We start from the raw sequence: 14906 nt of genomic DNA on the forward strand, positions 1-14906 counted from the left end.
AATTGGGTCAATCGTTGTGTTTCAGAGTGAGCCTAAAGTCACGCTACTAAATCACTTTGAGGCACTTCTGAGTTACGAAGTGCCCCCTGTGAAGGTTCTGGACAATTATTGGTTAGATGAGAGATCTAGTTTATTCCTTTGTGATAACTTTTGTTAATCAAAAGATGCCACAATCTGGTTTTACATTGGACAAGTTATGCATAGGTATTCAAACGGTAAGGTTAAACTTTGCATTTGTAAGTACTTATAGCAGCAGTCAGCGTACTAGGCTGCACATATGATATCGATGATAAACCCCAGGCAATATATAGATATTGAAAATAATGTGTTAACGCTAAAGCTACTATCTACGAGAAGAACTTAAGATAACAGTTGTCACCGTTGACGCCTGTAAAAAACACTCGCATCGAAATAAGTTTTGTCCTAAGCAGTGCCGTGCAAGAGACGGCTCAAGCGCCAGAACGAGTGTTTGGTCGGTCCTATCAAACTCGACGACACAGGCGCTTTCAAACCCAAAATACCGACCTATGAAAGGAAACGTCGCTTTGAACAAGCTCTCTTTGGCCGAGAAAATCAGAGAGGTTGCCTCCTCACGCTTCAACCCTTGCTCGATCAAAAGCATCAATTCACGCCCCTGACAGATTTGCGACTCTATCTCGGCTGCCGTAACCGCATCTAGCCAATGTTCGACATCGATACCGACAAAAGGGTGAACCGCCTGCTCTGCAACCAGCGCCACAGCACGAGCGCCGGTATGGGATATGGCCCCAGTCATGTCTTGTGGCCACAGTGGCTCTCGATGAGAACCAATCAAGACCTTCTGCTCAACCACTGACAAGACCGACATACTTAAACTGGCCATGTACCTTCCAGCAATAAACTCCGCCTGGCGCTTTGCTACGCTTCGTTGTACGGATAGGGGGAGAGTAATATTGAGCGTCGCCGCTAATTCAGGGTCGCATTCAGGGAGAGCAAACTGACATTGAGACAACACCGCCCGCCCACTCTGAGCAATATAGCGTTCAATGTGCGAGATTCCCGTTTTCGACGCGGGTACAGAATCCAAACGGTTCAGAAAATCACAATACATAGCTCACCAATTCGAACATAAAAGCCCGACCATACTGCTCAATACGATGGCCATCAAGCCATGTTTTTTCATGGGCGAGACAAATAGGTAACCCTTCGTCCAAAATTGGATCAATATCAAACTAGTTGATATGCAACGTTGACCAATTTGTTATGAGCATGGATGATGCGCGAGCACTGTTCGGGAGGAGAACAACCTCAATAATTATTAATAATATAAAAATCGCAAACAGCGAGTCCTAAGATTCGCCTACCAACACCACTATAGCGCACGTGCCGGATATATTAATTACCGATAATTAACTTCAATCAACATCGTCAGCTCCGATAACTTAAGGAATTGATGATGAATAAAACCAGTAGCTAGGATCTAACATGTCATCAGTGATCAACAGATTTAACCAAATCGTCGCCGCTCAGCCCAATAAGGTAGCGCTGAACAGTGAACAGGAACAATTGACCTACCAACAACTGAATCATCGTGCCACCTTGGTTGCTCAGTCGTTGGTAAGTCAAGGGCTCTCCGGCCAGCTTGTTGTGCTCCACTTTCCGTCTTCCATTGAATTGGTTGTCTCGATATTGGGTGTACTGAAGGCAGGCGGCACCTATGTCTGCTTAGACACTGCCTATCCTCAACAGCGTAAGCAATATATTCTTGATAAATCACAATCTCGCGCTGTCATTACCCGCCACCCCCTCGATCTGGCAGTCGAATTGACTCTCGACTATTCATTACTGCTCCTTGAACCTCTTCACACAGTGCCAGCGCACATTGACCCTAGCCCGATCATGAACGTGATTTTCACTTCCGGTTCGACAGGCGAGCCCAAAGGCGTCAAACTCAGCCACACCAATATCTTGAGCTTTATCGATACCCACGGTGATATCGTTGCGACTGACTGTATGCCACAGTTATCATCGATCGCCTTCGATGCCTTTCAGTTTGAACTCTGGGTCATGTTGCTCAATGGAGGCACCCTGTGCTTGTTGCCAGAAAAAACGCTGCTCAATGCCCCGGCACTCAAACAAGCGATTGAACGACATCAAATCACAATGGCCTTTGTCACAACGGCACTTGTCAATCTCGGTGTCTTGAATCACTTCATCCACCAACCGACGATCCGTCGACTTTACTTTGGCGGTGAGGAATTGAAGTCGAATGCGATCAAACATGACTTTCCTGACTATGACTTTGAGTTGGTACACTGCTATGGGCCATCTGAAACCTCAGTGTGGAACGTGTCTTATCATTGCCAGCAATGGGAAGCTACTCTCCCATTAGGCAATCCACTATCAAACAGTACCCTTTTGCTCGTCGACCAGCATGGCCAGGCAATCACAACCCCCAATCAGATCGGGGAAATCTACATTGGCGGACCCTGCGTCTCGGAAGGCTATCTACACGATGACCACCTTTCTCAGCAAAGCTTTAGGGTGATTGACGGGACTCGCTATTTCAAAACCTCGGATATGGCGATGTGGAACGCTGACGCACAATTGGTCTACTCTCACCGGATTGGCAATACGGTCAAGCACAATGGCTACCGCATTAATCTCAACGAAATTGATCGCGCTATCCAATCTTGTGACAATCAAGTGCAGTCTGTCACCACACAATTGAACGGTGAGTTAGCGACGTTTTATTGCCAAACCCAGCTCGATGAACTCGCGATACGACACCGTTTAAACGCTATCCTTCCTGCGTACATGTGCCCAACTCACATCGTGAAAGTGGCGCAGTTTCCTCTCACTCCGCATGGCAAGATTGACGTCCAGGCACTGCATCATCATCTCAATGAACGTCAGTGTTACACACAATCCAGTGAGGACAGCGCTGATCTTATCCTTACCATCTGGCGCAAGCTACTCGGTAACCCTGCGATAGATTTGGACGACAGGTACTTTGAATGTGGCGGAAATTCGGTGCTGCTGCTGAAGCTGCAGCGCGAGCTGAATAAGCAATTCAGCCTCAACGTGAAGGTGAGTGACCTCTTCGCCCACACGACCGTCTCTGAACAAGCCGAATTGATCGATAGCCTGATTGAACAGTAATTACATGCGCTGTAGGTCAAAGGCCTGCAGCGCCCATCTACTACGACAACTTTTATAATTATGATTTCAAATACTAACAACGTCACCGATGTCGCAATTATCGGCATTTCTTGCGCTTTTCCTGGGGCTGAGGACAAAGATCATTACTGGCAATTGCTGGTGAATCATCACATCGCCACCGATCTGCCGAGCGGCGCGGTCAACACAGACCGAGTCGCAGCAGAAGGGATACTGGATCGCCCTTACCATTTTGACGCGGCTTACTTCAATATGTCGCCTCGCGATGCCAAATTAATGGATCCGCAACATCGCAAACTGCTAGAGCACAGCGTTCTGGCACTGGCCGATGCCAATGTGGTTGAACACCAGGCCAACAATCGTATTGGGGCTTTCCTCAGTGTGGGCGCCAATCAGTATTACACCCATTGCCTGGCCAACTCTCCCTATCAGAAAGACAATCACTTGCAATACTCACTGGCCTTAGGCAACAGCCATCATTGTGTCGCAACCCAAATCGCCTACCAACTCAATCTACAGGGACCCGCCTATACCATTTCTACCGCGTGCTCATCATCGTTAGTGGCGGTCCATCAGGCTTGCCAAAGCCTTATAGCCGGAGAAAGTGATCTCGCTTTAGCGGGCGGAGCTAGCATCAATACTCCGCATGGGCAAGGTTATGAGTACATGGAAGGCAGCGTCCTGTCGAAGCAAGGTCACTGTCTGCCTTTCTCCGCTGACAGTGACGGAACCGTGCCTGCCAGCGGTGTCGGCGTGGTGGTCTTAAAGCGCTTGTCTGATGCCCTACGCGATAATGACCCGATTTACGCACTGATCAAAGGAGGAGCCACCAATAACGACGGTACGCGCAAGGTGGGTTACACCGCGCCAAGTATCGACGGTCAGGTCGAAGTGATTGAACGCGCCCTGTCATCTAGTGGGTTAACCCCCTCTGACATCACGTTTATCGAATGTCATGGAACGGCAACGACTCTCGGTGACCCGGTTGAAGTCGAAGCCTTGGCCAGTCGTTATCCGTCAGCCACATCAGAGACGCAGTACGCATTAGGTAGTGTCAAATGGAATATTGGCCATACCGACACCGCCGCAGGTGTTGCAGGATTGATCAAAGTGGCTCTGTCCCTGAAACACAATCTGATGCTCGGTTCGCCATACCTCGAAGCCTACAACCCAGAACTCCACATGGACGAGAAACCCTTCTATCTCCCGACAGCTAACGCGCCGTACCCAGTTCACCAACAAAACGCGGCCGTCAGTTCATTTGGCATGGGGGGCACTAACTGTCACCTGATCCTGTCGGCCTCACCAGACACACGCCAGCCCCAGCCCCTACTTCAGGCTGAGCCTTATATCGTGCCACTGAGCAGCCGTCACAATAATACTCTGGCCACCCAGGAGCTGAAGCTGGCCGACTGGCTCGAATGCCATCCTGAAGCGACTATCGCCGATATCACAGGCACCCAAAGACAGTGTCGACTCGATGAACCTTACCGTCGCTATCATGTCGCTGACTCCGTGCCACAACTTATCCAGTCATTGAGAGCACCGAGCCGGGAGGTCGTACACGCGATCTCTCACCCAGAGTCGGTTCTGGTGGTCGAAGGTCAAGGCGCCGCGATTCAGGGCGCGGCACTGAGCAGGTACGAACACTGTGCACGCTTTCGCGAACTCTTCGATCAGTGCATCGCGTTGTTTGAGCGTGAGCCCGGTATGCCAGCGGACCTCAAACGCGTCGCCTTGGAGCCTGACTATGACCCCGATCTGCAGTCTCGGATGACTCTATACGCCCAACCGATCCTGTTTTCCATCCAATACGCTCTGGCCCATACACTGAAACAACAAGGGGTCTCGTTCCAGTCTTACATTGGCCACAGCCTTGGCGAGTGGATAGCGGCTGCGATTGCTGGACTTTGGTCGCTGGAGGACGCGGTGCGTTTAATAGCCTGCCGAGCGTCTCATATCCAAGCGTGTGACGAGGGGGCGATGATCGCGATCTTTGCCGGCGAAGCCCGTGCTCGTCAGTATTTATCAGGCACGCTGACCATTGCTGCGTTCAATGGCGAACACATGACGGTCATGGCCGGTGAAACCCAAGCCGTCCATCAATTAGCCGACAGGCTGCGGAAAGACGCGATTCGCTGCAAAATCCTCCAGACCAATAAAGCCTTTCACAACCCGATGCTTTCCCGCGCCGTGGCTCCGTTACGGGAAGTCCTGACTTCGCTCACCTATCATTCAGTGAAAGGCCATCTCTACTCGAACTTAAAAGGGAAAAAAGTCGCTTTTCGTCGCGTTGCCAACCCAGAATACTGGATCGAGCAACTGCTTCAGCCTGTCCAGATGACCGGCATCTTACGTGCGTTAAATACATCACGCTGTGTATTGACCGATATTGGCGTCAGTCCTTCGATGACCAATATGTTCATCGCGCACAAGGCGGAATTGTCAACGGTGCTACTCAAGGTGCCCGACCGACTCGACGCCCCTGCTTTAACCGACTTCCTTGGCCAATTCTGGTCTCTTGGCGGAAAGATGGCCTGGGTTTCCCTGCCACCTTTGACATGGCAAAAGTGCAACCTGCCTGGGCCTGGCTTTAACCAGACTGAGTTTTATCAATCCCCAGCCCCTGTGTCCTCAGACTCTGGACTTAAACGCACAGTCGACCAATGGTTTTATCAAGACAGTTGGCTATGCCATCCTAGGCCAACGCGGTCGGCAGGCTCAATGTCTTCTGTCGCACACTACTCAGGCTGGTACCAACGTGAAGGCCAGCTGATCTATCGCGGCTTTCACGCCGGAGAGAACATCACTCCGTCGCAGTTATCTGCCTTTCTTGAGCAACTGGAACGCTTGACCGCCGATGACAGTAAGACTTGCTATATCCTTGTGCAAGTCACCCATCCAACGATGAGTCACGAGTTATCCGAGTGTTACCAACGCGCACTCAGCAGTTTAATCACGGTCATTACGCAAGAAGCGCCACACCTCACCGTACGTCTCATCGGTCATCAACCCGACGACGAGCGGATCCTCACCACGGATCTAGATGCGCTCACCCAACATGCCTCATCTGTTTATGTCGACGAACAGTCTGTCTGGCACAAGACGCTGGTTCCCGTTCAGGCCAGTTGCGAACCCTACGTCTGGCAACGCAACGGCTATGTGATGATCACCGGAGGGTTGGGCAAAATAGGCTTAAGCTGGGCCCGGTACCTTATCGAGCACACCCAGCTTGAGGTCGTGCTCACTGGACGTAAGCCAGGCTCGCAGGTCGTCACCTTACTCTCAGACCTGCCTCTGGCCCTGACGAACTCACTAGAGAACCGTCAGGCACTCTCGGCGCTGCTCGACTCACCTAGCGTGCATTATTCCAATGTTGACGTCGCAGACGGCCCCACACTGATGAGTAAAGTGGCGGGGTTCAATGATCAGTTTGGACCGCTGCGTGGTGTCATTCACTGTGCTGCCTACACCGCCTTGGAGGGGCTCAACCCCGTGTTCTCTAGCGCCACGTCGACGATCGCTCAACACTATCAGGCCAAAGTCGACGGTACTCTGGCTCTGGGGGCGCTGTGTGATAAGTATCAACCAGACTTTTGCCTGTTAATGTCTTCGATTTCCACCCAACTAGGCGGCTTTAATCTTGGTGTTTATGCCTACGCCAACCAGTTTATGAACGACTTTGTCGTCACTCGCTCGCACCAACCAACGCGTTGGATGAGTATCTCCTGGGATGGTTGGGACCTCCAAGATGACCCAACACTCTCGCCGGAAATCAAAGCATTAGCCATCAATCATCAGGACTGTGATAACGCGTTCTCCTGGGTGTTTGATCATCTCTCTCTATCACATTGCGTTGCCTCAACCCATGATATCTATCCTCGCCTCTCGGAATGGGCCTCTCATGCGGTGGCTAACCCAGACGCATCAACCAATGCCCTCTCGAGGGAAACGATCGAGCGCAAGGTCACCGACATTTTTTGCCACCTGCTTGGTGTCGACCACATTGAGCCTAATCGCAATTTCTTTGATATGGGCGGAGAATCGGTGGTCTTCTCTACGCTGGTCGCCGAAATCCACTCTCAACTCGCAATGACGCTGCCGCTTCATGCCTTTATGAATGAGCCGACCCTGAGTCATACCATTGATCTGCTGGCCGCTTCGTCCTCCGTCCAGCGAGATCGCGGCGCCGTGGTAAGCACTCTGACCTCTCTGTTTGAGGAGCTCTTGGACAGCACTGATGTGACAGGCGATAGCCATTTCTTCGAGTGCGGCGGAGATTCATTGGTCTTCACCCAGTTGGCAAAACGCGTCAAGCAAGCCCTCGACTTTACTGTTTCTCTCAGTGAGTTCATTGACGCCCCGACCATAAATCATCTGGCGGATTTGATTTGTGGGCGTCACTGCGAGTCCGAATCCGATCACTACGATGACTTACGTCTTCGCGCCGATCTCTGGCCAGTGTCGGCTCCAGCCGAGACCGACGACCGCGTCTTTCTGGTGACAGGAGCCACGGGCCTACTCGGTGTTAACTTGGTCGCCCAGCTCTTACACCGACCCGATGTCACTCACGTGGTGGCGTTAGTCCGAGCCGAAGATAACGCTCACGCGATGCAACGTATGCTCGCTCAGTTGGAGCGCTTTGCCCCTGACACCGACAGCACAAAACTCCGCGTAGTGTGCGGTAATGTCGCTGAGCCAAAGTTGGGATTGGCCCCTTCCTGCTACGAGCAACTCAGTCAGGAAATCACCGATGTGCTGCACAACGCCGCTCACGTCAACCACATCCTCGACTACGCGACACTCAAAGCCAGCAACACCTTAAGCATGCTTTCCGTCCTTGAGCTCGCCGCCGAGTGTCGCCACAAGCACATTCACTTTGTGTCGACTCTGGCCTGTGTGTCAGAACTCGACCGTCACAACCACTATGTGGAGTCGTTACCAACTCGGGCAATCCAACCCGCTAAGCACCTTAATGGGTACGCGCGCTCCAAATGGGCAACGGAAGTCTTGCTAGAGCAAGCTATGGAACGCGGCTTCTCGGTCAATGTCGTCCGTCCTTCAAGCCTTGTGGGTCATTCATTACATGGGACCTTCAATGCCGACAACGATCATATCTGGCTGTATGTGAAAGGCTGTCTTCAGCTTGGCTGCTACCCTGTCATCGACAATGAAATTAACATCACCCCCGTCGATTTCATGTCAGAACTGATTGTCACCATCTGTCTGGCCAATCAAAACAAGGTCTACAACCTGCCCACCCCTTACGTGGCCCAAATGAATGACCTCTTTCACCACCTGGTGGCGCGAGGATACCAAATAGAAGGTGTCTCTCTGCCTGAATGGCGACAACAAGCGACCCGCAATGCCGATCACAATAACGCCTTGTACCCCATCCTGTCCTATTACCTCAGCGACAACTCGGATGACGACATCATTGCTCCAGATTATGGCAATGTCATCGTCGATAACACGCACGCGTTATTGCAGGCTAAAGGGCTGAACTTCCCGCAACCTGAGCAATTTATCCAGCACTTAGTCGAATATTTAGAACTCGTTAATTTCTTTGAGGACCACCATGTACAGTCGTGACAGGCATCTTATTCATCACCAGTTCGCTGACGTCGTTCAACGCCATTACCACGATATCGCCATCGCAGATGGCGATCAGCAACTCAGCTATGGCGAGTTGGATGCCGCCGCCAACCGGGTCGCCAATGCGATCCTCAATCACCACCCTCATGGTTCTGAGCCCGTGATGGTTTCTATGCACCGCAGCGTCGCTGCGGTGGTAAGCATGCTGGCCATCCTGAAAACAGGGCGTCCCTATCTGCCAGTGGACGATAGTTTCTCGGAGTCACAACTGACGTATATCGCCCAGGACAGTCGCGCGACCTGTATCATCAGTGATCGCCCTCTCAGCCAACCCCCTGTGCCTGTCTATATTTATGACGATTTACACCAGCACAACACGACAACCACGCCCGAGATTGAGCCCGCCTCGGCGCCGCTGGCGTATATCATGTATACATCTGGATCGACGGGGCGGCCAAAAGGGGTCGAAATCGAACATGCGGGCGTACTTCGTCTGGTCAGCAATAGTGATAACATCACGTGTCAGACTCAGGACGTCATCGCACACTGTTCGTCGATTGGCTTTGATGCCTCGACACTTGAGATTTGGCTGCCCTTGCTTAATGGCGCGCAGATCTATGTGATCGCGAAGCAGGATGTGCTCGATTTTGAACAGTTTGAACGCCAAATCAACATCGGTAATGTCAGCACCCTGTGGTTGACCGTGGCACTGTTCAACACCCTGTTCACGCGCCACCCACAAGCGTTATCCACACTAAAGACGCTGATGATCGGCGGCGACGCGCTCAATCTTGATCTGGTACGCAAGTTCCTGCGCAGCGACCACTGTCAGCTAGACACCTTCCTCAATGGCTATGGCCCGACCGAGAACACGACCTTCACCACCACCTTCGATATTTTCGGGCTCAGCGATAGTCACAACAGTGTTCCTATAGGCCGCGCGATCACAGGGACGGAAGTGGCCATCATCGACGAGCACAACCAAGCCGTCACTGGCGAGCAGATCGGCGAGTTGATCACCCGAGGGCTTGGCTTAGCGCGAGGCTATACCTGCCCACATGAAACCGAGCGCAAATTTTTTATTTATAACGGCGAACGACACTACCGCACCGGGGATCTGGTGCGCCGGCTGTCGTGTGGGAACTTAGAATTCGTCAGCCGCAAGGATCACGAAGTCAAAGTTCGTGGTCTGCGTGTCAATCTCACTCAGGTCGAAGAAGCCTTTCATCAGCAGACGGTTGTTCAGCAGTGCTATGTGCGCTGTGATAAGACGACACTGAATGAAAGATTAGTCGCCTACATCGAAGTCGCAGACAACAGCATCGAACAAGAGCGTCAGTTACGTCAGGACGTTGCCAAAGTCCTCCCCGCCTACATGATCCCTGAGCGACTTGTCTTATTGAGCGCGATCCCTCTGACACGAAACGGCAAACTGGATATTGAGGCTATTGAAGACCACATTCGTCCATGCGCGTCTCACGGTTCAAGCCCGCTGGCGCCAACGGGTACCATTGGAGAGAAGGTACACGCCTTGTATCAGAGTGTGCTGGACACCAAGGACTCAGACATTCCGAACTCTCGCAGTTTCTTTGAGCTAGGCGGAAACTCATTACAGATCTACCAATTGCTCAACACATTGAACGAAGAGTTCAACATCAAACTGACCGTCAAGCAGGTTTTGGACAACCCGAGTATTCAAGCCCTGACAGCGCAGATTGAGCGACTAGACATCCACCGCTCTGCGGCTTCGCCAACGTCATTTGCCCAGGAGAAAACCTGGCCGATTTCCCCCGCTCAACGCCGTCTCTGGTACGTTGAACAGTTGCGCCCATTAGACAATGTGATCGCCTTAGGCTATGCCCTGAGCGGTGACATCGATCATCAGCGTTTCCAATCAGCCTGCCAGCATACGGTCAGTCAGCACGGCATCTTTAATTGTCGGTTTGTCGAGCGCAACGGTGAAGTCCAATTGGAACCGGTTCAGCATGCGCTGGATTTTCAGGCCCTGCGTGACTCAGACTGGCGGTCCACGTTCGAGCAAGAAATCGCCACGCCATTCGATCTGTACCACGGGCCGATGCTGCGTGTGCGTTTACTGACCACTGGCCCCGGCCAGCACATCTTACTGCTGTTCTCGAACCATCTGATTTTAGACGGTTGGTCGGTCCAACTGCTGCTGCAGGCCATCAGTGATCATTATGATTGTCTGCATAAGGGGTACCCGCTCAGTGACACCGTTCAGCACGACTATCAAGCGTATTGTCTAACCATGGCTAACCAGCGCTGTTCGTCCGCGCTGGAAGCCGATCTGGCTTTTTGGCGCCAGCACCTGATTGATTGTCGCTTACCAGACGTGCTGCCCAAAGCCGCCCGACCTCTGCCACAGGCGGACGCGCAATCGTCTTTTATCCCCCCACATCGTGTCTCACTCCCAAGTGAGCTGAGTGAAAAGTTACTCGCTCAGGCTAAAGAACAAAAAATTAGCCTTTTCAGTCTGTTAACCCATCACTTTGGCGAAGCCCTGTGTCAGTTTTCTGCGTTGGAGGAGGTGGTTTTAGCCATTCCCACCGCCAATCGAGAAGGCTTTGCGGACACCATAGGTATGTTCGTCAATACCATTCCTTTTCGCTATCAGCGTGATAGCGATGCCCTCTCCGCCCACCAGACATTACAGCGCTGTCTGAGTCATGCCGGAGCCTATCTTGATGAAATCCAACAGCATCTGAACCTGCATCAGTCCTCAATCAATCTGGATCGCTTACAAGTTGGGATTGCCCTGCAAAATACCGGGCACGACCGAGGGTTAACACTCGCTCACTGTGACAGTCAGTTTTTCCCTTTACCGACCGTCAGTGCGCGTTTTGATCTGTTTGCGCATTGTTTTGTCGTCAATCAGCACATCGAGATCGAATTTGAGTTTAATCCGCACTTTCTTTACCCAGAATATGTGGACAGCATCTGCACCCTCTTCACTCAAAGGCTTAACGAATCCGTCGACCTCACAGTGAGTCCCCCTCATTCGCTTGGCAAACACGCACCGAAAAAAGGGCCTGCTTATCGTCCTGAGCCGGTATTGGAAACGCTGGGCAATGTGTGGGCATCCCTTGACCAACAAATTGCCGTCGTGACCCATGATACCCACTACTCCTATCGTCAGTTGAGTGACGACGTACAGCAACTGAGACTGGCATTAACTCACGCTGGCATCACCCGCGGGCAGCGTATCGGCGTTCAACTTGAGCTTAGCTATGAGTATATTGTGACCATCTTTGCGCTATTGCTAAACGGCTGTTCGTTTGTTCCGCTTGATCGTCGCTACCCTCAGCAAAGGCTGCAATTCATCATCGATGATGCGAGGTTAGGTGGCAGCATAGGCCTGAGTTCAACAGAGCAGCCAGACGCACTCTTGACGACAATCGGTGCAAGCCCTCTCCACTTAACCCGCTACACCTCAGCGCCATCCAGCGCCAGTGAAAACGAAGCCTGTTTGCTGTATACCTCCGGCTCGACGGGGACACCCAAGGGCGTTGCAATCTGCCTTGATTCAATCTTGCGACTCACCCAATCGCCGAACTTTCTTCAGATGTCGCAACAGACGCGTTTTCTTGTCGCCTCATCTCCGGCGTTTGACGCCTCACTGCTGGAAATATTTGTCCCTTTGGTCAATGGGCTGAGTTGTGCGGTCGTTAATAAAGAAACCTTGCTCGACTACCCCAAACTATCGCGTCAACTGGCTCTTCAAGGTATCAACACGGCTTGGCTAACGGTCTCGCTGTTCAACGATATTGCCACAACTCGTCCGCAAACCTTGAGACACCTAACCGGACTGTTAATTGGCGGGGATGCGCTTAACCTCAATACGGTGCGCGCGTTCCTTGCCAGCCCCCACTGCCATCTTACTCAGTTCGTCAATGGATATGGCCCTACCGAAACAACCACCTTTGCGACCTGGTTTGATATCCTGTCATTACGCGATCATCATCACTGCGTCCCTATCGGGCAGCCGATCAATGATACACACGTCTATCTGCTTGGGGCTGAGCGTCATGCCAGTCAATGCGGTCAGCTAGGCGAAATCGCCATTGGGGCCCCCTGGCTCAAACCCAGTTACCACAATCGCCCTGAGCTCAATCAGGAAAAGTATTGCTTCAATCCGTTTTACTCGCTTGACGGTTGTCGCTATTTGTATCTGAGTGGCGATCTGGCTCGGTACAACCCGCAAGGTGACATCGAATATATAGGTCGACGCGATCATTTGGTCAAAATCCGTGGCCATCGGGTTGAACTGTCAGGCATCAACCACGTTCTGTTGGCTCACCCTCTGGTCAAAAATGCCCACGTTGGCGTGGTTGAAAAACCGGACAAACACATCGTCGCGTATCTGGTCCCCAACAACGCTGACGTCAATGTCGCTGATATGCGCAGCACCGTGATGAGTTACCTGCGCAACACGCTTGAACCCTTTCAAGTGCCATCAGGGTTGGTTTTTGTCGAACACCTGCCCCTGACTGTCAACGGTAAGGTGGACCAACGGGCCCTCAGCCAGTATGAATTCGATGCGAGTAAGGCGTCGATTCTCCCTCGCAATGATCTGGAAGCCCTGATCCACCGTTGTTGGACAGAGTTTATTGATGATGACCAGTTCTGTGTCACCGCACGCTTTTTTGATATTGGCGGCCATTCATTATTGGTACCCAAAGTCCTTCATCGATTAAGCGCCCTGACCGGACACAGCATTAGCTTTGTTGATTTTTTGCGTCATCAAACCGTGGCTGAACTGGCGTTATGGCTAAGCGATAACTCAGCGCTGACACATGAGGGGCATGGTGCATCGCTTGTACTGAGTCACTCCCAACGGGCAACGTATCCTGTGACCCTCGCACAACTCAACCTGTATTTTTCGCACGAGTTCGCCGTTCATAAAGCTTTGTACAACATTCCACAAGCCCAGTTGTTCGATAAACCGTTGCACGCTCAGCCATTACAACAGGCGGTAAACACCCTGATGCGTCATAGCCGTGTGTTAAATGTCGCGTTAACCTTCGATGAACAGGATAACCTGCACATGAGTGCTCGCGAGCCACAGGAAATAGAGCTCACTGTCCATTCTGTTGAAACGTTAGGCGATGCCATCGCAGTGTGCCAAACCCTAGCTGAAACTCCCTTTGATCTTCAGCTCGGTCCGCTGATCCGTTTCGACCTTCTATCCATCGCAGAGACACAACAGTCGGTTGTCTTTATAAATATCCACCACATCATCGCCGATGACGCGAGCATGCAGTTTATGTTCAGGGCATTGATTGGTGTCTACCACCAACAGGGGATTCCCCCAGCAGGGTACGACTTCTTGGATTATGGCGAGGCTGTCATGACCGCAACCCCATCCGAACAAGACGAATCACTTAAGGCATTTTGGACGAATCAGTTTGAAGGCTACGAGGGTATCCTTAAGTTCACCTCTAACGACCGCTGTGATCTACCTAGTAATCTCGGCTTTCGCCAACAATTCGATATCACTCCCGAGGTGTTATGTCAGCTCACACAACTGACCAGCGCCGCACAGGGCACCCTATTTGAAACCGCATTAGCCCTATATCAGTCCGCCGCATCACGGGTGGCAAAACGCGCTGATATCGTCATCGGGTTCCCGTACTCACCAAGGGTGGATATCGGTTTGTTGGACACCATCGGCTATTTTGTCGATGTGATCCCGACTCGCGTGTCCGTTTCAGAAACGAACACCGACGTTAACGACCTCCGCGAGCGCATTCACATCAATCGTGCATTTCTGGCACATCGACCTGTTAATCAAACAATTTCATATATTTCCGGTATACGTCGATGCTACAATTATGCGCCTCTGGTCCAGAACGTCTTCGCATTTCATGGTCAGGACAGCACCCCATTACCAGCAGGGCAGTCGCTAGAGCTCGACAACCGTTACTGCCGATTCGATACCGTATTTACGGTCTTCATCAACAATGGCCGCGGCTCTGTCGTCGTGGAAGGCGCTCAGGACCTATATTCTTACTCCATGCTAGAACGTTTATTCACCGCGTTTATCGACATGATACAAGGGGTAAGTTCGACAATCAGTGAACCATTACTCACGCAACAATCGTTGGTTATTCAAGAATAAATAAAAGGAAAAC

General features: G+C 51.7%; 4 protein-coding genes. 3 read left to right on the forward strand and 1 reads right to left on the reverse strand.

The features are described from left to right. Positions 1–343: 343 nt before the first annotated feature. The gene (locus AACV32_RS08450; RefSeq protein ID WP_017050265.1) at positions 344–1090 is read right to left on the reverse strand and encodes a 4'-phosphopantetheinyl transferase family protein; all 747 of its coding nucleotides are present in this window, start codon (positions 1088–1090) and stop codon (positions 344–346) included. Positions 1091–1464: 374 nt separating this feature from the next. Between AACV32_RS08450 and AACV32_RS08455 the strand changes: the two genes are divergently transcribed. The 3 genes from AACV32_RS08455 to AACV32_RS08465 are packed head-to-tail and all read left to right on the forward strand — an operon-like array spanning position 1465 to position 14893. Further along, a complete protein-coding gene (locus AACV32_RS08455) occupies positions 1465–3141 on the forward strand; it encodes a non-ribosomal peptide synthetase (RefSeq protein WP_170894900.1) in 1677 nt (558 codons plus the stop codon). Between the two features lie 60 nt (positions 3142–3201). After that, positions 3202–8751, forward strand: coding sequence for a type I polyketide synthase (locus AACV32_RS08460; protein WP_170894901.1), 5550 nt, complete (start codon positions 3202–3204; stop codon positions 8749–8751). Then, entirely contained in the window at positions 8738–14893 is a 6156-nt protein-coding gene (locus AACV32_RS08465; protein ID WP_170894902.1) for a non-ribosomal peptide synthetase, read from the forward strand. The genes AACV32_RS08460 and AACV32_RS08465 overlap by 14 nt, the downstream gene beginning before the upstream one ends. Positions 14894–14906: the final 13 nt, after the last annotated feature.

Source organism: Vibrio sp. B7 (assembly GCF_963888765.1).
Taxonomy (GTDB): Bacteria; Pseudomonadota; Gammaproteobacteria; order Enterobacterales; family Vibrionaceae; genus Vibrio; species Vibrio anguillarum.

Coding starts and splice junctions, on each gene's coding strand:
- AACV32_RS08455 (WP_170894900.1), top strand. CDS start 1,465: ATGTCATCAGTGATCAACAGATTTAACCAAATCGTCGCCGCTCAGCCC.
- AACV32_RS08465 (WP_170894902.1), top strand. CDS start 8,738: ATGTACAGTCGTGACAGGCATCTTATTCATCACCAGTTCGCTGACGTC.
- AACV32_RS08460 (WP_170894901.1), top strand. CDS start 3,202: ATGATTTCAAATACTAACAACGTCACCGATGTCGCAATTATCGGCATT.
- AACV32_RS08450 (WP_017050265.1), bottom strand. CDS start 1,090: ATGTATTGTGATTTTCTGAACCGTTTGGATTCTGTACCCGCGTCGAAA.